The following is a 21,871-nucleotide window of genomic DNA, read 5'->3' on the forward strand; positions in this document are numbered from 1 at the left end:
GGCAGATGAAGCGCGTCGTGAGCGTCAGCCTCGGCAGCAGCAAGCGGGACCATCGCGTGGAGACCGAGATCCTCGGCGAGCCGTTCGTCATCGAGCGGATCGGCACCGACGGCGACATGGGGCGCTTCGAGGCGCTGGTGCGCGAGCTCGACGGACGCGTGGATGCGATCGGCATGGGCGGGATCGACCTGGACCTCCGCGCGGGGCGGCGGCGCTACCGGATTCGGGACGCGGCCCGCCTCATCCGCGGCGTCCGCCGCACCCCGGTCGTCGACGGCAGCGGGATCAAGGCGTCGTGGGAAAAGCACCTCATCCTCGAGTACCTTCCGCGGACTTCGGGGATCTCGTTCGCCGGGCGGCGCGTGCTGCTGGTCAGCAGCGTCGACCGGTACGGCATGGCGGAGGCGTTCGCGGAAGCCGGCGCCGTCACGCTCTTCGGCGATTTCTACTTCGCGCTCGGTATTCCGATCCCGATGCGCCGGCTCGTGACCGTGCGCATCCTGGCGGCGTGCCTGCTGCCGGTGATCACGCGGCTGCCGTTCCAGTGGCTCTATCCCACGGGGGAGAAACAGGAGCGGGTCACCCCCAAGTACCCGCGGCTGTTCGAGTGGGCGGAGGTCGTCGCGGGCGATTTTCACTTCATCCGCCGCTACATGCCCGACGATCTCGCGGGCAAGACGATTCTGACCCAGACGATCACCGCCGACGACACCGAGGCGCTCCGACGCCGGGGCGTGCGCCGGCTCATCACCGCGGCCCCCGAGATGGAAGGACGGTCGTTCGCCACCAACGTGCTGGAGGGGATCGTCGTCGCGCTCTCCGGCCGGCGCACGGACACGATGGCGCCGTCCGAGATCATCGGCTGGCTGGAGCGGGCCGGCGTGCGGCCGCGCGTGGAGACCCTCACACCCGACCGCGACGGGACGGCGTCGTGAGCGCGCCCGCGTCCGCCGGGCAAGGTATCGTGGGCACGCCCGCATCCGCCGGGCCCGGCCGCTTCGCCTTCGTCATCCATCCTCTGTACGTCCAGCAGTACGCGCAGAAGTTTCCGATTACGCGCTACCTGCCCGGCCGCCTGGTCGAGCGGGTGTTCCGGGCGGTGCCGCCGTTCGAGGCCTCCCACATCACCGGCATCGTCTCGCCGCTCGGTGCGCGCGCGGAAGGCTGGTTCATCGCGCTGCCGTGGACGCCGCGGGTGCTGCTCGAGGCGCCGGTCGAGCTCGTATACCGGCGGCTCGTCCAGGCGGGGCGGATCGCCGAGCGGCTCGGCGCCGGCATCCTCGGCCTCGGCGCCTTCACCAAGATCGTCGGGGACCGCGGCGTGACCGTGGCGCGCGAGCTCGCGATCGGCGTGACGACCGGGAACAGCCTCACCGCGGCGACGGCGGTGGAGGGGGCGCTGGCGGCGGCGGCGCGGATGGACATCGACCCGGCGCGCGCCCGCGTCGCGGTGCTGGGCGCGACCGGCTCGATCGGCGCGGTCTGCTGCCGGCTGCTGGCCCCGCAGGTCGCGGGGCTCGTGCTGGCGGCCCGAAACCTCGAGCGGCTGGAGTCGCTCGCATCGCGGCTCCGCGCGGAGGGACCTGCCGACGTCGCGGTCACCTCCGATGTGCGGGAGGCCGTGGGGGCGGCCGAGATCGTCCTCACCGTGACCTCGGCCACCGACGTCCTGGTCGAGCCGGAGGACCTGCGTCCGGGCGCGGTTGTCTGCGACGTCGCGCGCCCCCGGAACGTCTCGCGGCTTGTGTACGAGCGGCGGCGCGACGTCCTGGTGATCGACGGCGGCGTGCTGGAGGTGCCGGGCCCGGTCGACTTCGGCCTCGACTTCGGTTTCCCGCCCGGAACCTGCGAGGCGTGCATGGCCGAGACGATGCTGCTCGCGCTCGAACACCGCTATGAGGATTACACGCTCGGCGGCGACCTCGATCTCGACCGCGTGCGGGAGATCCACGCGTTGATGCACCGCCACGGGTTCCGGCTGTCGGGGCTGCGGCGGTTCGAGCGCCGTATCGCCGACGAGGAGGTCGACGCGATCCGCCGCGCAGCGCGGAGCGCGGCGCCGCGATCCCCGGCGCGGGTCGCCGACGCGCCGGCGGACTCGGCCGTCCGGCGGGCGTGATGCCCGCGCCGCCGCAGCGGGCGCCTTTGACATTGCAAATCGCCTTGGGTATACTCAGGGCCGAGGTCGAGACTGAGGGAACGTCCCTCGGTCTCGTCCCCTGTTATTGTCGAAAAAGTTGGAATGGACCGGTGAGCTGAGCCGCATGGACGAAAAAGAAACGATCCTGACCCCCGAAGGCCTGCGCAAGCTGGAAGAGGAACTTGAGTTTCTCAAGTCCGTCAAGCGAAAGGAAGTCGCGGAGCGGATCAAGCAGGCGAAAGAGTTCGGGGACCTCTCGGAAAACTCCGAGTACGAGGACGCCAAGAACGAACAGGCCTTCACGGAGGGGCGGATCCTCACCGTCGAGGGCATGCTCCGCAACGCCAAGGTCATCAACAACCACGACGTGCGCTCGGACGTGGTGTCCATCGGCAGCACCTTGAAGCTCTTGGACGAGTCCGGCGAGGAACTGACGTTCACGATCGTGGGCTCGCCCGAGGCCGATCCCGCGCACGACAAGATCAGCAACGAGTCCCCGGTGGGGCGCGCGGTGCTCGGCAAGCGGAAGGGCGACACCGTGACCGTCCAGGCGCCCGCGGGTACACTTAAGTACACGATCAAGGGGATCAAGCGGTAATTTCCGCGTCCGCGGGCCGTCCGGTCCTCCGCGTTGCCCTGGGGTAGCCCCCCGAATCAGTCCCGTCACCCGTTCCCGTCCACCCGCGTCCCCGTCCGCCTCGGCGTGCCGCCGTGCCGTCCGCGCGCCGCCCGGTTCTGTGAAGGCCGTGTAACGGCGGCCGGAGGCGACGAGGCCGGCGCACGGCGGCCCGGAGGTCCGATGTCCGGCCGGTGGTCGGACCATGAGGGTCTGCACCTCGACGCAGCGGGGAAAAACAGTAGTGCACGAACGGTGTCGCAGAACCTCGCGCGCCGTGAACCACGCAGACGGCAGGAGTCGGAAGACAGGCGAAGAAAGAGGACGCAGCGGCGGAGCCCCGGATCTGGATCGAATCATCATTTCGAGGAATCGTCGGTGAAGCCGCGGCGTATCATTCTGATAGGGAACGTGGGAGGGGGGAGAGCCTTCCCAGACTCTGCCGGGCCTGCCGGGGTTCAGCGATCCACCCGAGCCCTTGGTGCGAACATAGAGAATGCATGGATCGTAGAAGCGAGAGAACAACGATGCTGACGACGCAGCAGACGGCGCACTTGAGGCTCAGGCAGAGAGGGGGTCGACCGCAGGATGTTTGAACGGTTCACCGAGCGTGCACGCCGCGTCATCATCCTGGCGCAGGAAGAGGCCAAGCGGCTCAACCACAGCGCAGTCGGCACCGAGCACATCCTCCTGGGCATCATCCGGGAGGGTGAAGGCGTTGCCAGCAAGGTTCTCGAGTCGCTCAACATCAACCCTGAGCGCGTCCGCGCCGAGATCGAGAGCGCCATCGGCCGCGGCGAGCGCACGCCGTACGAAGAAGTCGCATTCACCCCGCGGGCCAAGAAGGTCCTCGAACTCGCGCTGGACGAGGCCCGCCGGCTGGGTCACAACTACATCGGGACGGAGCACCTGCTCCTCGGATTGATCCGGGAGGGCGAGGGAGTCGCCGCCCGCGTGCTCGAGGCGATGGGTGCCGATCTCGAGCGCGTCCGTTCCCAGGTGGTCTACCTGCTCGGCGAAGAGGGCACCGCCTCCTACACCAAGCAGGCCAGCAAGACGCCCACCCTCGACGAGTTCGGCCGCGACCTCACGAAGCTTGCGCGCGAGAACAAGCTCGACCCGGTGATCGGCCGGGAGCGCGAGATCGAGCGCGTGATTCAGGTGCTGTCCCGGCGGACCAAGAACAACCCGGCGCTCATCGGCGAGCCGGGCGTCGGCAAGACCGCGATCACCGAGGGCCTCGCCCAGCGCATCGTGCGCGGCGACGTGCCCGAGGTGCTGCGCAGCAAGCGCGTGGTGCAGCTCGACCTGGCCGCGCTCGTCGCGGGCACCAAGTACCGCGGCGAGTTCGAAGAGCGGATGAAGAAAGTGATGGAAGAGATCCGCAAGGCGCAGGGCGAGGTCATCCTGTTCGTGGACGAGCTGCACACGCTCGTCGGCGCCGGGGCGGCGGAAGGCGCGATCGACGCGAGCAACATCCTCAAGCCGTCGCTGTCGCGCGGCGAGCTGCAGTGCATCGGCGCGACGACCCTCGACGAGTACCGCAAGTACGTCGAGCGCGACGCCGCGCTCGAGCGGCGCTTCGCGCCGATCCTCGTCGCGGAGCCCAACGTGGATCAGGCCGTCGAGATTCTGCGCGGGCTGCGGGAGCGGTACGAGGCGCACCACGGCGTCAAGATCGGCGACGACGCGCTGGTGGCCGCGGCGCAGCTCGCGGACAAGTACATCTCCGACCGGTTCCTGCCGGACAAGGCCATCGATCTGATGGACGAGGCGGCGAGCAAGATCCGGCTGCAGGCCAGCTTCCTGCCGCAAGAGGTGCGGCAGGCCATGGAAAAGGCCGACCGGGCGCGCCGCGAAAAGGAAGACGCGATCAAGAACCAGGACTTCGAGAAAGCCGCGGGCCTGCGCGACAAGGAAAAGGTGCTCCGGCAAAAACTCGAGGAGCTGGAGAGTTCCTGGAAGACCGACAAGGGCCGGGACATCACGACCGTCTGCGCCGACGACATCGCGGACATCGTCTCGAGCTGGACCGGCATCCCCGTGACCCGCCTCGTCGAAGAGGAGACCGAAAAGCTCCTCAAGATGGAGGACCAGATCCACAAGCGGATCGTGGGCCAGGAAGAAGCGGTCACGGCGGTCGCCCGGGCCGTTCGGCGGGCGCGGGCCGGGCTCAAGGACGCGCGGCGCCCGATCGGCTCGTTCATCTTCCTCGGGCCGACCGGCGTCGGCAAGACCGAGCTGACGCTGGCGCTCGCGGAGTTCCTCTTCGGGGACGAGAACGCGGTCGTGCGGATCGACATGTCCGAGTACACCGAGCGGCACACCGTATCCCGCCTCGTCGGCGCGCCTCCGGGCTACGTCGGCTACGAGGAAGGCGGCCAGCTCACGGAGCAGGTTCGCCGCCGGCCGTATTCGGTCGTGCTGCTCGACGAGATCGAGAAGGCGCACCCGGAGATCTTCAACGTGCTCCTCCAGATCCTGGAGGACGGACGCCTGACCGACGCGCAAGGGCGCGCGGTCGACTTCAAGAACTGCGTCGTGATCATGACGAGCAACGTCGGCGCGCCGCAGATCCAGCGCGAGGGCCAGGGGCTCGGCTTCCGCGGCGTGGCGGACGTGGAGCTCGACGCGCAGCGGCAGTACGACAAGATGAAGTCGCACGTGATGGACGAGCTGCGGCGGGCGTTCCGGCCGGAGTTCCTGAACCGCGTGGACGAGATCATCGTCTTCCGCCCGCTGAACCGCGACCAGATCACGGCGATCGTCGACATCTTGATGGACCGCGTGCGACGCGAGATCCGCGGCCAGGGCATGGGTCTCGCGGTTACGGAGGCGGCGCGCGAGGTACTCGCCAAGGAGGGCTTCGATCCCCAGTACGGGGCGCGGCCGCTGCGGCGGGCGATTCAACGGCTCGTGGAAGACCCGCTGTCGGACGCAATGCTGCGCGGCCGGTTCAGCGCCGGCGACGAGATCATCATCGACGCGCACGACAACGAGCTCGTCTTTGAGAAGAAGCGCGAGCCGGTGACGGTGGACAAGGGGTAGATTCAAGTCCGCCCAGGCGGACGACACGCTGCGGTACGACGGCCCGGGCTCTGAGCCCGGGCCGTCGCATAGTCCGGGGGGCGAGCAATGCCGAAAGCCACGCGTTCAGGCGGCGCGGAGCCGCGGACCGTTTTCGTCTGCCAGGAGTGCGGGTACGAGTCGAGCAAATGGCTCGGCCGCTGTCCCGGGTGTTCCGCGTGGAACAGCCTCGTCGAGGAGCGCCTGGCGGCGCCCGCGGCGGGACGGCGGCCCGGACCGCGGCGTGACCCGGCGCTGACCGCCGCCGCCGACCAGGCCGGCGGGCCGGGTCCGGCGGGGGCCGTGCCGATCGCCGAGGTCGTCCTCGACGACGCCGTGCGCCGCCGGACCGGGCTCACCGAGGTCGACCGGGTGCTCGGCGGCGGCGTCGTGCCGGGATCGCTCATCCTCGTCGGCGGCGACCCCGGCGTCGGCAAGTCTACGCTCGCGCTCGCCGTCGCCCACCACATGGCCACCTCCGGCGGCGCGGTCCGCGACACCCACCCGGTGCTCTACGTCTCCGGCGAGGAGTCGGTCCGCCAGACCAAGATGCGGGCCGCGCGTCTCGGCGTCGATGCGCCGAACCTGCTCGTGCTGGCGGAGACCGATCTCGACCAGATCATCGCCCAGATCGACCGGCTCCGGCCGTCGCTCGTCGTCGTCGATTCGATCCAAACCGTATACCGCGCCGACATCACCGCGGCGCCGGGCAGCGTCGCCCAGATCCGGGAGTGCACCGGCGATCTCCTCCGCGTCGCGAAGACCGACGGCGGGCCGGCGGTGCTGGTGATCGGCCACGTCACCAAAGAGGGCGCGATCGCCGGGCCGCGCGTGCTCGAGCACATGGTCGACACGGTGCTGTACTTCGAGGGCGAGCGCCACCACGCGTACCGCGTCCTGCGCGCGACGAAGAACCGGTTCGGCTCGACCAACGAGATCGGGGTGTTCGCGATGAGCGGGCGGGGCCTCGCGGAGGTCGCGGATCCGTCGGCGCTGTTTCTCGCCGAGCGGCCGGAAGGGGCGTCCGGGTCCGCGGTCGTGTGCGCCATCGAAGGGACGCGGCCGCTGCTTCTCGAGGTGCAGGCGCTCGTGACGCGGACGCCGTTCGGCATGCCGCGGCGCACGGCCGCCGGGATCGACTACAACCGCCTGCTGCTCCTGCTCGCCGTCCTCGAAAAACGCGCCGGGCTTCACCTCTCGGCGCACGACGTGTACGTCAGCGTGGCCGGCGGCGTGCGGGTGGACGAACCCGCCGCGGATCTCGGCGTTGCACTGGCCGTGGCGAGCAGCCATCGGGACCGGCCGGTGGACGCCGGCGCGGTCGCCGTCGGCGAGGTCGGGCTGGGCGGCGAGGTGCGCGCGGTGAGCCAGATCGACCGCCGCATCGCCGAGGCCGCGAAGCTCGGGTTCCGGCGTGTGGTCGCGCCGCGGGCGAACTTGGGGGGGCTCGACGAGATACCCGCGGGCGTCGAGATCACCGGCGTGGACAACGTCGCCGAGGCGCTGGACCGCTTCGTGACGTAGCCGGAAGACGGCGACCCCCCGCCTGCGCGGGGGGTCGCCGATGCCCGTCTCTTCGCCGTTTATTTCAGATTGAAGATGCCGAGCGTCTTGATGCGGCTGTGCTCCTTCTTGCGGATCGCCTCGAGGTCGAGGTCGAGCAGATTGCACAGCGCGGCGATGTAGAAGAGCTCCGACCCGATCTCGCTCTCTACCGCCTCCGTGCAGCGCTCGCACAGCTTCCCGTCGAGATGCGTCTGCACGTACTGCCGGATGTCCGAGAGGCCGACGTCGTTCGGGAACTGCTGCTTGGTCGCCGTGACGGAGATGCACCCGCAGTTGGTGACGGCCTTCGCGATCGCGCGGTTGACCCGGGCCGTCGCCTCCTGGAGCTTCGTCAGCACATCGAGCACGCTGCGGTGCCGCACCAGGTATTCGTCGACCTGCGCCTGAAACGACGGACTCGTCTCTTTCATGAACAGCGCACCCCCCAAGGGCTGGAACGCGCTGTCATTATAGGCGCGGCGTCGCAACAGTGTCAAGAAATCGGCGCGTCGCACTCCTCCGGCGCACTCCGTCCCGCGCGCGGAGCCGCCGTCTCGCGGACGTGTTATGATGGTGGGCGAGATGCGCCGGCTCATTCGTGGCGTCGGTCTCGTGCTCGGCGCCGTCATCGGGTATCAGATCGCCGACGCCGTCCGTTTCGAGATCGCCCGGAGCGGCGGCGAACCGGCGCGCCTAGGGACCTTGGCGGCCGGCATCGTGCTGGGCGCGCTCGTCGGCGCCGCGGCGTCGCACCGGATCGCGGTGTGGTTCGTGTCGTCGATGGGATGGGCGCTGCGCCGGCTCGCGGAGGTGCCGCTGCGAGACGTCGTGTCCGGCGCGGTGGGCCTCCTCGTCGGCCTCTCCGTCGCGTTCCTCGTCAGCATTCCCCTCCAGCGCGTGCCGATCATCGGCGCGTACATCATTCCGATCGCCGCGGTGCTGGGGTTCGGCTACCTCGGCCTGCACCTCGGCATTCAGCGGCGCGAAGACGCGCTGGCGGCGTCCGCCCGGCTTGTGGAGTGGATCGGCCGCGAGCGTCAAGGCCTGCGGCTGCCGTCCCACGGCGGCCCGCGGGGGGGCGCTTCGATTTCATGGTCGCCGGCGGCTGAGTCCGCCGGCAGGCAGGAGGCCGGCGCGCGACCCGTCTTCGCGGGGCGGTACGGCCGGCAGGGCGCCGGTCTGCCCAAGATCCTCGACACGAGCGCGATCATCGACGGGCGGATCGCCGACATCTGCCGTACGGGATTCCTCGAAGGCCCGCTGCTGGTGCCGCGCGGCGTACTCACCGAGCTGCAGCACATCGCGGACTCCGGCGACGCGCTCCGCCGCAACCGCGGCCGGCGCGGCCTCGACGTGCTCGACACCATGCAGCGCGAGCTGCGCAGCGTCCAGGTCTATGATGACGGCCCCGCCGTCCCCGGCGAGCCGGTGGACGCACAGCTGGTGCGCCTCGCGGCGTCCCTCGGCGCCGTGATCGTGACGACCGACTACAACCTCAACAAAGTCGCCGGCCTCCAGGACATCCCAGTGCTGAACGTCAACGAGCTCGCGAACGCCATCAAGCCGGTGATGCTGCCCGGCGAGGATCTGATCGTCCACTTGATCAAGGACGGCAAAGAGGCCGGGCAGGGGATCGGCTATCTGGAAGACGGTACGATGATCGTCGTCGAGGGGGGCAAGAAGCACATCGGGGAGACCCTGCCGACGGTCGTGACCAGCGTGCTGCAGACCGCGGCCGGCCGTATGATCTTCGCACGGCCGAAGGCGCTCGAACGGGACGGCGCGCCGCGGTGAACCGCTCGTTCCGGGTTGCCGCGGTGGTCCCGGCGGCCGGCAGAGGCGAGCGATTTGGCGCCGGCGGACCAAAGGCGCTCCTCCCGCTGCGGGGACGTCCGCTTGTCGAATACGCGCTCGCCGCGCTCAGCGCCGCGCCGGCGGTCGAGGCCATCATCGTCGCGGCGCCGGCGGACGCCGTCGAATCGGTCACGCGCGCGGCCCGCCGCGCCGCCGGCTCGAAGCTCGCGGCGGTGGTGCCCGGCGGGCCGGACCGCCAGGCCTCGGTGGCCCGGGGGTTGGCGGCGCTGCCGGCCGGTCCGGGAATCGTGCTCGTACACGACGGCGCCCGTCCGTTCGTTCCGGTCTCGCTGATCGACGCGGTCGCGGCGGCCGCCGCCGAGGACGGCGCGGCCACGGCCGCGGTCCCGGTGGAGGAGACGGTAAAGCGCGGCGCCGAGGGATGGGTCCGGGAGACGGTCGACCGCGCCGGATTGTTCCGCGTGCAGACCCCGCAGGCGTTCCGGCGCGCGCTGCTCGAAGACGCGCACCGCGAGGCCGAGCGCGCCGGGTTCCGCGGAACGGACGACGCCGCGCTCGTCGAACGGCTCGGACGCCCCGTCCGGCTCGTCCCGGGCGCCCCGCATAACCTGAAGGTCACGGTCCCGGCGGACATGATGCTGGCCGAGGCGCTGCTGCGCCGCGACGCGCCGGCGCCGCCTGCGCCCCGTGTCGGCATCGGGTTCGACGCGCATCGGCTGGTGCCCGGCCGGCCGCTCGTGCTCGGCGGCGTGACCATCCCGTTTCCGCGGGGGCTCGACGGCCACTCGGACGCCGATGTGGTCGCCCACGCCGTGATAGACGCGCTGCTCGGCGCGGCGGGCCGGGGCGACATCGGCGCGCTCTTTCCCCCCGGCGATCCCGCCTACCGCGGCGCCGACAGCATGCGGCTGCTCGGCAGCGTGCGCGCCCTGCTCGCGGAGCACGGCTGGCGCGCGGCGCACATCGACGTGGTCGTGATGGCCGAAGCGCCGCGCCTCGCCCCCCACGCGGAGGCGATGCGCGCGGCGATGGCACGGGCCCTCGACACCGAGCCCGGCCGAATCAGCATCAAGGCGACGACCCTCGAGGGGATGGGCGCCATCGGCCGCGAGGAGGGCATCGCCGCCCAGGCCGTTGCGAGCCTGGAGCCTGTGCCGGCGGAGGCCGGGCGGTGAAACACGGCGTGCGCCGCAGGCCCGCGCTCGCCAAGGGGCGTGACGTCCCCGGCCGTTGGATCGCCGGCCGCTTCGTGCGGCCGCAGCGCAACCTGCTGCCGATCCTGATCGAGGAGGCGGTCACCGACGAGCCCGTGACCGTCGAACCCATGCCGGGCAAGCCCGCCTCGAGACCGGCCGGGATCTGGCGCGGGTCGGAGTTTCATCACGTCGTGAGGCTCTTCGGCCGCCGCTTCGAGCGCGACGCGATGTACGTGCGGCTGCTGAGCGAGCGCGGCCAAGTCTTCGAGCTGCGCCGCACCCTCGAGATGGACCCCTGGACGTGGCGCAGCCGGTGGCGGTGGGACCTCGTCGCGATCATTCGGCTCGTGTCGGTCAGGCGGCTGCCGTCGGATCCGCAGCAGTGGATCTGGCCGACGGGGGCCGGCGTCCGGTGACGCTCAGAGTCTACAGCAGCCTGGCACGGCGCAAGGAGCAGTTCGAGACCGTGCATCCCGGCGAGGCGCGCATGTACGTGTGCGGGCCGAACGTGTACGGTCCCTCGCACGTCGGGCACGCTATGTCGTACGTGGTGTTCGACGTCGTCCGCCGCTATCTCACCTACCGCGGCTACCGCGTCCGCTTCATCCAGAACTTCACGGACATCGAGGACCGGATCATCGAGACCGCGGCGGCCGAAGGCACGACCATCGAGGCGCTCGCGGAGCGGTATATCGCGCGGTTCCTGGCGGAGATGGACGGCCTCGGCGTGCGGCACGCAGAGGCGTATCCGCGCGCGACCCAGGCGATCCCAAAGATGATCGAGGTCATCCGGGTGCTCGAGTCCCGGGGCCTGGCCTACGCCGCGGGGGGCGACGTCTTCTTCCGGGTGACCGCGTTCCCGGGGTACGGCCGTCTCTCCGGCCGATCGCTCGACGAAATGATGGCCGGCGCGCGCATCGACGTGGACGCGCGCAAGGAACACCCGATGGACTTCGTGCTGTGGAAGGCGGCGAAGCCCGGCGAGCCGGCGTGGGATAGTCCTTGGGGACGCGGCCGGCCGGGTTGGCACATCGAATGCACGGCGATGTCGATCGAGCACCTCGGCCCGCAGTTGGATATCCACGGCGGGGGACAGGACGTCGTGTTTCCCCATCACGAGAACGAGATCGCGCAGTCGGAGGGCTACACCGGCAAGCCGTTCGTCCGCTACTGGATGCACAACGGCCTGCTGCGCCTCACGGGCGGCCCGGAGAAGATGACGCGCCATCTGGGCGGCATCATCACGATCCGCGAGGCGCTCGACCGCTACCACCCCGACACGCTGCGCGTCTTCTTCCTCTCGTCGCACTACCGCAACCCGCTCACGTGGACGGACGAGGCGCTGGCCGCCGCGGCCGGCGGGGCGGAGCGCCTCCGCACGGCGCGGGAGAACGCGGAGGATCTGCTCGCCCTGACCGCGGCCCCCGCCTCGGATGCGCCGGAGGTCGCGGGCGCGCTCGGTGCGCTCGCGGAGGCCGCCGTGTCTGCCCGGACCGTGTTCGAAGCGTCGATGGACGACGACTTCGGGACGCCCGGGGCGCTCGCGGGGCTCTTCGACCTCGCGGCGTCGCTGAACCGCGTCACCGATGCGGCGGTCCGCCGCCGCACCGCGCTGTCGGGTGCCGGCGCGCAGACCGTTCGCACCGCGCTCGACACGCTGCGTGAACTGTCCGGCGTGCTCGGCCTGCGCCTCGTCACCGCGCTCACGCCGGCGCAGGCGGCCGCGTTGGCGGAGCTTGCGCGCCGCCTCTCGGAGGAGCGGCCGGATCTCTTCAAGCCTGAGGAACGGCCGGACGGCGTCGGGCCGGCGGAGGCCGGGCCGGCCTTCGTCGCCTACATTGCCCGCGGCCGGGTGGAGGCGCGCCGGCGCAAGGACTGGGCGATCGGCGATCGCGTACGGGCCGATCTCTCCGGACTCGGCATCCTGCTCGAGGACACCCCGGCCGGTTTCAAGTGGCGCGTAAGATAGGCAGCCCCCGCGCGAATCCGTGGAGTGGTTCTCGTCCCGACGACGCGCCCGAAACCGCGCTCGTCGGCCGGCACGCGGTTCTCGAGGCGCTGCGCGCGGGGCAGCCGGTCTCGCGCGTGCTCGTCTCGCGCACCGCGCGCGGGGCGGGGCCGCTGCGGGACATCGTCGAGACCGCCCGCCGCCGCGGCGTGCCGGTTCAGCCGGTCGACGCCAGGCGCCTCGACGGCCTCGCGCAGGGCCTGCCCCATCAGGGGGTGGCGGCGCTCACCGCCGTCCAAGCGCTCGTCGGCCTCGATGACGTGCTCGAGGTCGCGCGGGGGCGCGGCGAGCCGCCGTTTCTCATCGTCCTCGACGGTGTGGAGGATCCGCACAACCTCGGCGCGGTGATCCGCACCGCGGAGGCCGCGGGCGCGCACGGCGTGGTTATTCCCCGCCGCCGGGCCGCCGGGCTCACCCCGGCCGTGGCGCGCGCCGCCGCGGGCGCGACGGCGCATCTCGCGGTCGCGGGCGTCGGCAATCTCGTCGCCGCCCTCGAGGAACTGAAGCAGGCGGGGGTGTGGGTGATCGGCGCCGATCCCGAGGCCGCGGAGCCGTACGACGCCGGCGCGCTCGAGCCGCCGGTGGCGCTCGTGGTCGGCGCGGAAGGACGCGGGCTGCACCGTCTCGTGCGGGAGCGATGCGACCGTCTCGTGCGGATTCCGCTGCGCGGACAGGTGCGGTCCCTCAACGTCTCGGTCGCCGCGGCGCTCCTGCTGTACGAGGTGGCGAGGTGCGCCGGCCGCGTCTCGGCCGGAGGCGACACAACCACCGCGCGATGAGAATCGTTTCTCGCCGCGCCCCGTCTGACGCAGGACCTCCGGCCGCCTTCTGGGCCTACGGCGTGAGCCAAAGCGCGCCTCCTGCCGCGCGCAGTCGATGGCGCCGCGGGCGCATGAATACCGCGTCCGGAGCGATTCGCTTATTGACTCCGCAACCTCCGGTTGTATAATGTGTGTAACTTGCGGCAACAGCCAGAAGCGGTGCCCAGGGGGGAGCAGGCCGGCCGGCCGACACAATCGGACAGCCGGCACCTCGGCCATCCACGTGACGGTCAGCCAGCGCAGACGGTGGTATCCCATATCACAGCGGGAAGACACTCTGGGCGGAGGCGAGACTTGTGGTAGTTGCGCGCAAGGTGGCGGCAGTTGTACCAAGCTACCAGGATATGGGCGATGAACAGCTCGTCGATTGCGCGAAGGGCGGCGATGAATTCGCCGCTGAGTACCTGATCAACAAATACCGCAACTTCGTCCGCGTCAAAGCCAAGGCGTACTTCCTCATCGGAGCCGATCGGGAAGACATCATCCAGGAAGGGATGATCGGGCTCTACAAGGCGATACGGGATTTCCGGCGCGAGAAGCTGTCGTCGTTCCGCGCGTTCGCCGAGCTCTGCATCACCCGCCAGATCATCACCGCGATCAAGACCGCCACCAGACAGAAGCACATTCCGCTTAACTCGTACATCTCGCTCAACAAGCCGATCTACGACGAAGACTCCGACCGGACGCTGCTCGACGTGATCAGCAGCATCAAGGTGTCCGATCCCGAGGAGCTCGTCATCAACCAGGAAGCCTCCCAGACGATGCGGGAGCGCATCCGCAAGAACCTGAGCGACCTCGAGTGCCGCGTGCTGACCGCCTACCTGGAGGGCAAGTCCTACCAGGAGATGGCGACGGAGCTCCACCGCCACGTCAAGTCGATCGACAACGCGCTGCAGCGCGTGAAGCGGAAGCTCGAGCGGAATCTCGAGGGCGAGGAAGACTAGGCGCCCGGCGAGGCAGGCACGAAGCCAACGAGGCGGGTCCGTGATGGACCCGCCTCGGCGTTTCTTCGGCCAGACCGGGCCGGAGCGCTCAGCCGCCGATCTGCGACATGATCCGCTGCTTGGGGATGACGTTGCGCGCGAGGCCGTGGCCCCAGGGCTTCCGGAAGGCCGCCGCGGCAAAGCGCTCGCGGACCTCTTCAAAGGACGCCCCCGCCCGGATCGGCGTCCGCAGATCCACCTCGTCGTCGCGCAGCAGGCACAGGCGCAGCCGGCCCTCGGCCGTGAGCCTGAGGCGCCCGCACTGCGCGCAGAACGGCTGGCTGACCGAGCTGATGAAGCCGAGCGTGCCGCGCGCGCCGTCGAGCCGGTAGGTCCGCGCCGGATCGTAGCCGCTCGTGTCGATCGGCCGCAGCGGGCCCAGCGCCGCTTCGATCCGCGCCATCGTCTCCGCGGTCGGCACGTACGCGCTGGTCTGGAACCCCGCGACGGTGCCGAACGGCATCATCTCGATGAACCGGACGTCCCACCCGCGTTCGAGCGTGAGCCGCGCCAGGTCGGGCGCGGCGCCGTCGTTGAAGCCGCGGACGACGACCGCGTTCACTTTGACCGGCGAGAGACCCGCGCGCTCGGCCGCGTCGAGGCCGCCGAGCACGTCGTCCAGGCGGCCCCACCGGGTGATCCGGTGGAACTGCTCGGGGTCGAGCGTATCGAGGCTGACGTTGACGCGCTTGAGGCCGGCCTCCGCGAGCGGCTGCGCCAGCCGGCCGAGCATGACGCCGTTCGTGGTCATCGCGACGTCGTGAATCCCGTCGATCGCCGCGATCCGCCGGACGAGCTCCACGAGGCCGTGACGAACCGTCGGCTCGCCGCCGGTCAACCGCACCTTGCGCACGCCGAGATCGGCGGCCGCGCGCAGCACCAGCAGGATCTCATCGTCGTTCAGCAGCTCATCCGTGGGCTTGAACTGCATCATTTCGGGCATGCAGTAGACGCACCGGAGGTTGCACCGGTCGGTGAGCGAGATGCGGAGGTCCCGGATCTCTCGTCCGTACTGATCCTTCATCAATGTGCATTATACCAGGAAGAGCCCGGCGGAACGGCGCGTCTCAGGCGGGCAGCGGCGGAGCCGCCGGCGAACAAGCTAGACTCACGAGGTCCTAATGGGCACCGACGAGGAGCGACATGGAATCGAGGTCGGTCAGCGCGCGTCGCTGACCCGTGCGATTTCTGACGAAGACATCGAAGCCTACGCCAGGCTCACCGGGGACTACAATCCGCTCCACGTCGACGAAGCGTTTGCCGTCCGCGGCCGCTTCGGCCGGCGGGTTGCGCACGGTCTGTTGAGCGCCGGCCTCATCTCCGCGGTCCTCGGAACGCGGCTTCCCGGGCCCGGCGCGATCTATCTTCAGCAGACGTTCCGGTTCGCGCGGCCGGTCTATCCCGGCGACACGATCACGGCGACGGTCGAGGTCACCGCGTACCGCGAGGACCGGCGGATCGCCACGCTCACCACGACATGCACCGATCAGCGCGGCGAGGTCGTCCTCGACGGCGAAGCGGTCGTGCTGCTGGACCCTCCGGGGGGGCTCTGATACACTGGCGGTGACGTATCGGCCCCCGTAGCTCAACTCGGCAGAGCACCTCACTTGTAATGAGGGGGTTACCAGTTCGAATCTGGTCGGGGGCTCCAGGTTTACCACGGCTTTGCTCGTGGTTCACCGCTCGCGGCGAGTCCTTACTGTAGCCAAACTGTAGCCAATCTCGCCCTTCGCACGTTAGATCGGCGGCGGTTAACAGTTCTCACGGTGCCGAACGGGTTCAGGCCCCGGAGAGAAGCCGCTTGAACTCCCGGATGGCCCTTCCCACTGCTGATTCTCCGCTTTGATGAGGACCCGCTTGTACGACCCCCTGCACCCCGCGCTCGTGATGCGGGAATCCTACATCGAGCAGGTCGTCGATCAACGGTACTAACCCGCCCGCGCTCATCGTACTGCCTCACGGGCAGGTCCCACCGGCGCGCTTGGATTACCTGCTCCGGGTAAGAGCCACCTTTAATTCCTCGCCGTCGGGGAGCGATCGGGTCACGGTAACCTTCTGACCGTTCATGAGGTCTGCGACTTGGTCCGGTCGGATCGTGATCTTCAGCGTCCCCACATGTGAGGCATCCAGGCGGGCCAGTCACCGGGCCGGCCCGGATAGCCCGAGGCGGACCATCCCCCGTGCATCCCGAAGCCGCCGACGAACGTCACGAGGACCAAGACCGCGAGGATCAGCACCAGGATGAGACTGAAATGCGCCCCGCGTCCCTGGGGCTCGGGCGCAAGCTCCTCGTGCATCTGCCGGTACTGTTCCGGGGGTCAGTTCCCCGCGTGCATATCGGTTATCCAGGATATCGCGGGCAGGGGATCGCAGTGCAGCGGGAGCGGCCGGGAAGAGCCAAGCGGCCAGCCCGAAGGCCAGCATGATCACGAGGACCCAGAACACGAGCATCCACGCCATCATGCCGGGCCACATGGCGCATCGCTCCTCCCGTCTCCGAACGGGTTCACCTCACCGGCTCGCACGATCGAGCCGGTGAGGCGAACCGCCGTGTCCCGCAAGCCGTGCCTGCGGGGCTCAGTTGAGCTCCTTCTCCTGGACAAAGGTCCCGTGCCAGCGATGATACCAGACTTGGCCGGTGTAGGCGTTTACGCTCAGCATCCCGACGACCTTGCCGTCGCGGGTCACATCAAGCGTGTAGTACCCGGGGAAGGTGTCGACGTTGCGCACCTTTGTCCCGGGCAGTTGAGCGGTGAGGAACGACTGCGCGATCGTCTTGGCTCGCGTCGCCGTGATCTGGGGCTGCGCCGTTGTCGCGGACCCGGGGCCCACGCCCGGTCCCCGCTGGCCGCCGGGGCCATAGCCATAGCTACCCATCATCCCGCCGCCTGTCGTGCCACCGGGACCGTAGCCAGAGCCGCCGCCCATCATCCCGCCAGGGCCGTACCCGGAACTGCCGCCCATCATGCCCGGGCCGCCCCGGCCTGCCATGTGCCCAAACTGGGTGTTCCACATCATCGTCTGCGGCTCAGGATGCACGAACCCCGTGGACCGGTCAATCAGGAACTCAAACGCGCCCTGACCGCTGGTCTTGTACTTCACCGCCACGTAGAAATTGTTGGAGAACTCCTGGATCTCGTCCAGCGTCAGGCCGCTATAGCCGCCTCGCGCCAGGACTTGGCGGGCGATCTTCTCCGCCTGTTCGATCGAGACCGGTTGCCAGGTCGCTGCTTGGCTCTGCCCCATGTGGCCCGGCCCCGGCATCCCGTACGGCGGTGCGTACGACTGTGCCAGCACCGGAAGCGCGAGCATGCTCACGACGCCGAGCACTCCCAGGACGATCCACATCCGCGTGTTCATCTCCCCAGGCCTCCTCGCCGTGGTGAGTTGGTACTTCCCGGACGTGTCCACGGCTGCAATTCTGCACCCTTAAGGTACCCGGCCTCCGGGGAGCCCGTATGCGGCTTGTGTGATGATTCTGTGAAGCCGCGGACGCCATCTTCGAGGATCCCGCAGGCCACTGGGGTGGGCGAGGGGCGTGCTGGGTTGGGTGGTCGCCTATGTCACCTGCGGGAGGACAATCGTGAACGTGCTCCCGCGGCCCGGCCCGGGGCTCTCCGCCCGGATCGTGCCGCCGTGCGCCTCGACGAGGTGCCGGGCGATCGTGAGTCCGATCCCGCTTCCGCCGCTGGACCGCGCCCGGGACCGATCTACCCGGTAGAACCGGTCGAAGACATGTGGCAGGTGTTCGGCGGGGATTCCGATTCCGGTATCGGACACGACGATCGCCACCCCGTCGGGATCGCGCCGCACGTAGACGCGCACATGCCCGCCCGCTGGCGTGTACTGCAGAGCGTTGCCAAGGAGATTCGTAAGCACCTGGCCGATGCGGTCGGGGTCCACCGGCACCGCCGGTAGTCCATCGCGAGCCCCGACCTCCAGTGTGACCCCCTTGTCATCGAACTGCGGGCGTAGCCTGGCTGCGGCGGCGTCGATGAGCGCCCGGACATCAACGCGGCGGAGGTGGAGCGGCGCCTGGCCCGCCTCCGCCCGCGAGAGCGCCTGCAGATCGTCCACCAGCCGCTGCAAACGCTCGGTCTCGCGGTGGACACGGTGAAACGTCTCCGGCTCCGGAACGATTACACCGTCCAGCATGCCTTCCATGTTGCCGGCGATGCTGGCGAGCGGCGTCCGGAGCTCATGGGCCACATCCGCAATCAGGTCCCGGCGCCGCGCCTCGACGTGCTGCAGGGTCTCGGCCATGCGGTTGAAGTGCATAGCCAGCTCGCCGAGCTCGTCCTCCGAGGGGACCGGCACCCGGTCGCCGTACCGGCCGTCGGCGACACGCATGCTGGCCCGCGTCATCGCGAGAATCGGTGTGACAATGCGCCGGGTGACAAACACGCTGACCGCAAGCGCGGTCAGGATCGCAGCAACCGTCGCGGCGGCGAGCGCGGTGGTCATGGCCCCGAAGATGCTGTTGAAGAGCGTCGCCACCAGGTCGGGATGCCCACTCAGCAGGCGCGTCATGAGTGCGATATGTGGTGAGAGCGCCGCCGGCGCAAGCGCCTGGACCGTGGTCCACAGCACGACGGCACCGACCATAACCACGAGGAGGTAAGAGGCAAAGAGCTTCCAACCGAGACGGCGCCGCAGCGTCCGAATGCCCCTCATGCCGGGGCATCCCGGAACTTGTACCCGATCCCGCGCACCGTCTCGATTAGACGTGGACGGCCGCGATCGTCGGCGAGCTTGCGGCGGAGGTCCTTGATGTGCGCGTCCACAACGCGGTCATCGCCGAAGTAGTCGGCGCCCCACACGCGTGCGATGAGCTGCTCGCGGCTCAGCACGTGCCCGGGATACGAGGCCAGCGCGTAGAGCAGATCGAACTCCCGGGTGGTCAATTCGAGCCGGACCTCGTCCTTCCAGACTTCGCGCCGCGCGGGATCGATGCGCAGCGTCCGAAACGCCAGCACGCGCGACTGCTCGGGGCCGCGCTCTCGCCTCAGGATGGCGCGGATACGGGCGGTCAACTCGCGCGGACTGAACGGCTTCGTGACGTAGTCGTCCGCGCCGAGGGACAGCCCCACGACCTTGTCCGTCTCCTCCGCTTTGGCCGTAAGCATCACGACGTAGGCGGACGATTCGGTGCGCAGGCGGCGGAGGACTTCCAGGCCGTCGAGGCCGGGGAGTCCGATGTCGAGGACGACCACGTCCGGCTGGAACTGGCGCGCTCTGGCCAGCCCCGCGGCCCCGTCTCTCGCCACCTCGACCTGCAAGCCTTCCCGTGTGAGGTAGGCGCTCAGCAGATCCACGATGCTCTGGTCGTCGTCGATCACGAGCACCTTTACCCCCGCCATGAGCGTGGTGGTTCGAGGCGCGGACACAGAGCCCCCGCTCGCCCTCTTCCGGGCCGGCGACAAGCGCTTGAGGGGAGCCTCTCCGGCGCAGACCTGAAGACCGAATGCGACCTGGAACCGATGCCGTTACGTCACCCGGTCGCTACGATAGCCTTGGGTTTTCTTGCGTTCTACAACGATGAGGTGAGCACGATGATGTGGCCATATGGATACGGTCCGGGGTGGGGCTGGATGATCGGGGGGTGGGTTATGATGCTCGTGTTTTGGGCGCTGGTGATCATCGGTATCGTCGCGTTGGTTCGCTACTTGAGCGATCGGGGCGGCGCGACGCGGTTAAAGGAGCCAGAGGCGCCTCTCGATATCCTTCGCCGCCGATATGCGGCCGGGGACATCACTAAGGAACAGTTTGAGGAGATGAAGCGGAACGTGGCGTGAGAGGCGACGGTCGGCACGAAATCTCCGGCCATGATGCGATCGCATGCCGTGGAGGTGGAAGATGCTGCCAGCCGGTGCCTTGATTAAGACGCTCCGCCGGATCATCGCCGCTGTCGTGCTTGTTCCGGCGGCGCTTCAAGTGATCCCGGTTGCGTCCATCGGTTCGGTTCCCCGATCAGTAGTCGTGATCGATGCGCAAGATCCGCACCCCCTCTCCTCGGTCGTGCAATCGCGACGATGCACTACCTCGCCTCGATGCGACAACGGCAAGGACGGCATCGATATTGTCGAGTTGCTCACGGGCACACTACCCGCACTCCCGATGCTCGCTACGGTGCTGACGGACACGGACTGCGCTCCCGACCGCTACGGTATTTCGCATTGCCTCAACGCCCTGCGGCTCCGGAACGGAGACCGATTGGTGGTCCGCCACAATCACAATATGACCGCGTATCCTTGCCTCACGCCGGGTGACACCGTCCGCGTGACGAAGGCTAGCCAGACGAGGTGACCGAGACCACGTACAACAGACCCTCAAAGAGAAACTCGGCTCGACATTCCGGCGGCCATGCATGATTCGTCGGCTCGACTGGTTCTCGTCGTTGAGCCATGGTTCCCGTCACTGCGCGCCTATGGAGCGTGAAGCATGCGCTACCGTTTCTCTGGATATGTGAGCCCTGTTCTCCTCGTGGTCGCGCCGTTCTGCCGCGAAGCGGGCCAGCATGATCAAGTGCCTGCCTTGGCCGACAGAACCACGACGGTAGCGCGGCGACCACGACCACGTCGCTCACCCGAGCGGAATCGGCCAGATGACAGAGATCTTACGTTCATTAACCCCTTGGCAAGTGTGCCTCACAGAACCCGTGGGCGGGTTGCACTGAGCCTTTCCAACGCTCAAGAAAAGAGGTGAGCGTCGTGGCACACGCGGGGGCTCGTTCTGATCAACGTGGGCGACATGTTCACGCTGCAATGCCGGGGGAGCCCCGTGCCGACGGCGTGACGGACTTCGAGCAACTCCATCGTGCGCTTCGTCCAGGGATACATCGCTATCTTGCGGGTCTCGTCGGTGAGGATGAGGCGGAAGACCTGACCCAAGAGGTCTTCGTCAAGGTAAGCGACAGCCTCGGTGGGTTTCGAGGAGAGTCCAGTGTCTCCACTTGGGTTTATCGAATCGCGAAGAACGTTGCGATCGACCGGCTGCGAAGCGTAGCGTCCTCATCACATCTCGCGACGGAGTTGTCGAACAAGATCGCTGCGGAACAAGCGCCACCTCCTGTCGAGCAACAACACGTGCGGAAGGAAATGAATGACTGCATCCGACAATTCGTTGCGAACCTTCCACCGGACTATCGGTCGGTCATGATTCTCAGCGAGTTGAAGGGGCTTAGTAACCGCCAGATTGCGGACGCCCTGGGGCTCACGCTCGACACGGTCAAAATCAGGCTGCATCGGGCGCGAGCGCGGCTCAAGGCGGACTTGGCCGCTGGCTGCAGCTTTTACCGGGACGATCGAAATGAACTGGCATGCGAGCCGAAGTTCGAGCCTGTATCCTTTTCCCCTCGACCTCCGTCTATAGGGCTGAATGACGGCGGTGGACGCCGTCAATAGGCGAGAGGAGGAATCGACGATGTGGGTACCGTGGGGGGCGTGGGGAATCTTTCCGCTGGTGTGCCTGTTCATGATGCTGGTTTGTGGCGTCATCATGCTTCTTGCTATGAGCCGAGGAGGCGGGTTCACGGGTATAGCGCGGCATTGCTGCGCGGGCCGGCACGGCGCGTCGGAAGGGCCGAAGCGCGACGCGGCGTAGGCGGGAGACTACGATGAAACACCATACGCCTGATTATTCTGTCGGTGTTGCCGGAGTGGAGGGCTTCTGCCCCACGGGC

General features: G+C 68.7%; 21 protein-coding genes and 1 tRNA gene. 16 read left to right on the plus strand and 6 right to left on the minus strand.

Going from position 1 to position 21,871, the window contains the following annotated elements:
- The first annotated feature begins 5 nt into the window (after window positions 1–5).
- The 5 genes from VKT83_08280 to radA all read left to right on the plus strand — a co-directional run bounded on the left by VKT83_08280 (window position 6) and on the right by radA (window position 7,346).
- A complete protein-coding gene (locus tag VKT83_08280; GenBank protein HLY22450.1) occupies window positions 6–935 on the plus strand; it encodes a quinate 5-dehydrogenase in 930 nt (309 codons plus the stop codon).
- Complete coding sequence (locus VKT83_08285; protein ID HLY22451.1) at window positions 932–2,119, plus strand: shikimate dehydrogenase; 1,188 nt, start codon at window positions 932–934, stop codon at window positions 2,117–2,119. Before VKT83_08280 ends, VKT83_08285 begins: the two co-directional genes overlap by 4 nt.
- Before the next feature lie 145 nt (window positions 2,120–2,264).
- Window positions 2,265–2,738: a transcription elongation factor GreA gene (gene greA, locus VKT83_08290; GenBank protein HLY22452.1), complete on the plus strand. Its 474-nt coding sequence runs from the start codon at window positions 2,265–2,267 to the stop codon at window positions 2,736–2,738.
- A gap of 606 nt (window positions 2,739–3,344) precedes the next feature.
- Window positions 3,345–5,804 (plus strand): ATP-dependent Clp protease ATP-binding subunit, encoded by a 2,460-nt coding sequence (locus VKT83_08295; GenBank protein ID HLY22453.1) that lies wholly within the window; start codon window positions 3,345–3,347, stop codon window positions 5,802–5,804.
- Window positions 5,805–5,891: 87 nt separating this feature from the next.
- On the plus strand, window positions 5,892–7,346 hold the full coding sequence (radA, locus tag VKT83_08300) for a DNA repair protein RadA (GenBank protein ID HLY22454.1): 1,455 nt from the start codon (window positions 5,892–5,894) through the stop codon (window positions 7,344–7,346).
- Between the two features lie 59 nt (window positions 7,347–7,405).
- On the opposite strand, the gene VKT83_08305 is transcribed toward radA, so the two are convergent.
- The gene (locus VKT83_08305; protein ID HLY22455.1) at window positions 7,406–7,798 is read right to left on the minus strand and encodes a DUF1573 domain-containing protein; all 393 of its coding nucleotides are present in this window, start codon (window positions 7,796–7,798) and stop codon (window positions 7,406–7,408) included.
- A 136-nt stretch (window positions 7,799–7,934) separates the two neighbouring features.
- Between VKT83_08305 and VKT83_08310 the strand changes: the two genes are divergently transcribed.
- The 6 genes from VKT83_08310 to sigH all read left to right on the plus strand — a co-directional run bounded on the left by VKT83_08310 (window position 7,935) and on the right by sigH (window position 14,151).
- Window positions 7,935–9,161, plus strand: a complete 1,227-nt coding sequence (locus VKT83_08310) for a PIN domain-containing protein (GenBank protein ID HLY22456.1) — start codon at window positions 7,935–7,937, stop codon at window positions 9,159–9,161.
- Window positions 9,158–10,357, plus strand: a complete 1,200-nt coding sequence (gene ispD, locus VKT83_08315) for a 2-C-methyl-D-erythritol 4-phosphate cytidylyltransferase (GenBank protein ID HLY22457.1) — start codon at window positions 9,158–9,160, stop codon at window positions 10,355–10,357. The genes VKT83_08310 and ispD overlap by 4 nt, the downstream gene beginning before the upstream one ends.
- The gene (locus VKT83_08320) at window positions 10,354–10,794 is read left to right on the plus strand and encodes a hypothetical protein (GenBank protein ID HLY22458.1); all 441 of its coding nucleotides are present in this window, start codon (window positions 10,354–10,356) and stop codon (window positions 10,792–10,794) included. Before ispD ends, VKT83_08320 begins: the two co-directional genes overlap by 4 nt.
- Window positions 10,761–12,347: a cysteine--tRNA ligase gene (gene cysS / locus VKT83_08325; GenBank protein ID HLY22459.1), complete on the plus strand. Its 1,587-nt coding sequence runs from the start codon at window positions 10,761–10,763 to the stop codon at window positions 12,345–12,347. The genes VKT83_08320 and cysS overlap by 34 nt, the downstream gene beginning before the upstream one ends.
- Entirely contained in the window at window positions 12,332–13,165 is an 834-nt protein-coding gene (gene rlmB / locus VKT83_08330) for a 23S rRNA (guanosine(2251)-2'-O)-methyltransferase RlmB (GenBank protein ID HLY22460.1), read from the plus strand. Before cysS ends, rlmB begins: the two co-directional genes overlap by 16 nt.
- A 338-nt stretch (window positions 13,166–13,503) precedes the next feature.
- Window positions 13,504–14,151 (plus strand): RNA polymerase sporulation sigma factor SigH, encoded by a 648-nt coding sequence (gene sigH, locus VKT83_08335; protein ID HLY22461.1) that lies wholly within the window; start codon window positions 13,504–13,506, stop codon window positions 14,149–14,151.
- 88 nt (window positions 14,152–14,239) lie between these two features.
- Here the strand turns inward: sigH and moaA are convergent, their stop codons facing one another.
- Window positions 14,240–15,214: a GTP 3',8-cyclase MoaA gene (gene moaA, locus VKT83_08340; GenBank protein HLY22462.1), complete on the minus strand. Its 975-nt coding sequence runs from the start codon at window positions 15,212–15,214 to the stop codon at window positions 14,240–14,242.
- Window positions 15,215–15,311: 97 nt separating this feature from the next.
- Here moaA and VKT83_08345 point away from each other — a divergent pair, with 97 nt between their 5' ends.
- Window positions 15,312–15,743 carry a MaoC family dehydratase gene (locus VKT83_08345; protein ID HLY22463.1) on the plus strand — a complete coding sequence of 144 codons (432 nt, stop codon included), beginning with the start codon at window positions 15,312–15,314 and terminating at the stop codon, window positions 15,741–15,743.
- A gap of 21 nt (window positions 15,744–15,764) precedes the next feature.
- Window positions 15,765–15,841, plus strand: a tRNA-Thr gene (locus VKT83_08350).
- A gap of 451 nt (window positions 15,842–16,292) precedes the next feature.
- Here VKT83_08350 and VKT83_08355 read toward each other — a convergent pair.
- The 4 genes from VKT83_08355 to VKT83_08370 all read right to left on the minus strand — a co-directional run bounded on the left by VKT83_08355 (window position 16,293) and on the right by VKT83_08370 (window position 19,550).
- Window positions 16,293–16,487, minus strand: a complete 195-nt coding sequence (locus tag VKT83_08355) for a hypothetical protein (GenBank protein ID HLY22464.1) — start codon at window positions 16,485–16,487, stop codon at window positions 16,293–16,295.
- 280 nt (window positions 16,488–16,767) lie between these two features.
- On the minus strand, window positions 16,768–17,550 hold the full coding sequence (locus VKT83_08360; protein ID HLY22465.1) for a PepSY domain-containing protein: 783 nt from the start codon (window positions 17,548–17,550) through the stop codon (window positions 16,768–16,770).
- 198 nt (window positions 17,551–17,748) lie between these two features.
- A complete protein-coding gene (locus VKT83_08365; GenBank protein HLY22466.1) occupies window positions 17,749–18,864 on the minus strand; it encodes an ATP-binding protein in 1,116 nt (371 codons plus the stop codon).
- Window positions 18,861–19,550 (minus strand): response regulator transcription factor, encoded by a 690-nt coding sequence (locus VKT83_08370; GenBank protein ID HLY22467.1) that lies wholly within the window; start codon window positions 19,548–19,550, stop codon window positions 18,861–18,863. The genes VKT83_08365 and VKT83_08370 overlap by 4 nt, the downstream gene beginning before the upstream one ends.
- Window positions 19,551–19,799: 249 nt before the next feature.
- Here VKT83_08370 and VKT83_08375 point away from each other — a divergent pair, with 249 nt between their 5' ends.
- The 3 genes from VKT83_08375 (at window position 19,800) to VKT83_08385 (ending at window position 21,593) form a co-directional block, all read left to right on the plus strand.
- Window positions 19,800–19,985, plus strand: coding sequence for an SHOCT domain-containing protein (locus VKT83_08375; GenBank protein HLY22468.1), 186 nt, complete (start codon window positions 19,800–19,802; stop codon window positions 19,983–19,985).
- Between the two features lie 61 nt (window positions 19,986–20,046).
- Window positions 20,047–20,496, plus strand: coding sequence for a hypothetical protein (locus tag VKT83_08380; GenBank protein ID HLY22469.1), 450 nt, complete (start codon window positions 20,047–20,049; stop codon window positions 20,494–20,496).
- A 485-nt stretch (window positions 20,497–20,981) separates the two neighbouring features.
- The gene (locus VKT83_08385) at window positions 20,982–21,593 is read left to right on the plus strand and encodes an RNA polymerase sigma factor (GenBank protein HLY22470.1); all 612 of its coding nucleotides are present in this window, start codon (window positions 20,982–20,984) and stop codon (window positions 21,591–21,593) included.
- Window positions 21,594–21,871 lie beyond the last annotated feature (278 nt).

This window comes from bacterium, assembly GCA_035308905.1.
Classification (GTDB): domain Bacteria; phylum Sysuimicrobiota; class Sysuimicrobiia; order Sysuimicrobiales; family Segetimicrobiaceae; genus DASSJF01.

Excerpts from the sequence above, each read along its gene's own strand:
- VKT83_08345 (HLY22463.1), top strand. The coding sequence starts at position 15,312 with ATGGGCACCGACGAGGAGCGACATGGAATCGAGGTCGGTCAGCGCGCG.
- VKT83_08295 (HLY22453.1), top strand. The coding sequence starts at position 3,345 with ATGTTTGAACGGTTCACCGAGCGTGCACGCCGCGTCATCATCCTGGCG.
- VKT83_08365 (HLY22466.1), bottom strand. The coding sequence starts at position 18,864 with ATGAGGGGCATTCGGACGCTGCGGCGCCGTCTCGGTTGGAAGCTCTTT.
- VKT83_08375 (HLY22468.1), top strand. The coding sequence starts at position 19,800 with ATGATGCTCGTGTTTTGGGCGCTGGTGATCATCGGTATCGTCGCGTTG.
- VKT83_08310 (HLY22456.1), top strand. The coding sequence starts at position 7,935 with ATGATGGTGGGCGAGATGCGCCGGCTCATTCGTGGCGTCGGTCTCGTG.
- VKT83_08380 (HLY22469.1), top strand. The coding sequence starts at position 20,047 with ATGCTGCCAGCCGGTGCCTTGATTAAGACGCTCCGCCGGATCATCGCC.
- moaA (HLY22462.1), bottom strand. The coding sequence starts at position 15,214 with ATGAAGGATCAGTACGGACGAGAGATCCGGGACCTCCGCATCTCGCTC.
- VKT83_08370 (HLY22467.1), bottom strand. The coding sequence starts at position 19,550 with ATGGCGGGGGTAAAGGTGCTCGTGATCGACGACGACCAGAGCATCGTG.
- radA (HLY22454.1), top strand. The coding sequence starts at position 5,892 with ATGCCGAAAGCCACGCGTTCAGGCGGCGCGGAGCCGCGGACCGTTTTC.
- VKT83_08360 (HLY22465.1), bottom strand. The coding sequence starts at position 17,550 with ATGAACACGCGGATGTGGATCGTCCTGGGAGTGCTCGGCGTCGTGAGC.
- VKT83_08355 (HLY22464.1), bottom strand. The coding sequence starts at position 16,487 with ATGCACGAGGAGCTTGCGCCCGAGCCCCAGGGACGCGGGGCGCATTTC.
- greA (HLY22452.1), top strand. The coding sequence starts at position 2,265 with ATGGACGAAAAAGAAACGATCCTGACCCCCGAAGGCCTGCGCAAGCTG.
- VKT83_08305 (HLY22455.1), bottom strand. The coding sequence starts at position 7,798 with ATGAAAGAGACGAGTCCGTCGTTTCAGGCGCAGGTCGACGAATACCTG.
- VKT83_08280 (HLY22450.1), top strand. The coding sequence starts at position 6 with ATGAAGCGCGTCGTGAGCGTCAGCCTCGGCAGCAGCAAGCGGGACCAT.